The organism is Acuticoccus kandeliae (assembly GCF_003073115.1).
In genome coordinates this window covers 1-408 of record NZ_QBBV01000071.1, presented here as the reverse complement: position 1 = coordinate 408, position 408 = coordinate 1, and the positions used below count along the sequence as shown (strand labels likewise).

The window sequence follows — 408 nt, the reverse complement described above, 5'->3', positions numbered from 1 at the left end:
GGTGAGGGCACGGAACAGTGTCGCGAACGCGGCCGTGCGGCCGGCGCGGCGACCTGCGGTGGCACTCGCTGCAGTCATGTCCGGTCCAACGCACGGCGCACCCCGGTCGTTCCCGGCGAAACGGTCACGTCACACCGGGGACGACCGGGGGCGGGATCAGTGCGAGGCGAGGTAGATGTCGCGCAGCACCCCGGCCTCGGTGCTCATCTCGGCCAGCCGCTGCTTGACGACGTCACCGATGCTGATCATCCCGACGAGCCGTCCGCCGTCGACGACGGGCAGGTGGCGGTGACGCCAGCGGTTCATCAGACCCATGGCCTCGGCGAGCGAGTCCTCCGGCGAACAGGTCACGACGTGGCGGGTCATGACGTCGGCGACGGTGAGATCCAGCAGGCCCCCGCCGTCGGT

The 408-nt window shown here is 70.8% G+C and carries 1 protein-coding gene; it reads right to left on the bottom strand.

Annotated features, from left to right (window positions below; translation table 11 throughout):
* Positions 1-156 precede the first annotated feature (156 nt).
* On the bottom strand, positions 157-408 hold a 252-nt coding region (locus DBV35_RS29355), incomplete at its 5' end, for a CBS domain-containing protein (protein ID WP_117434499.1).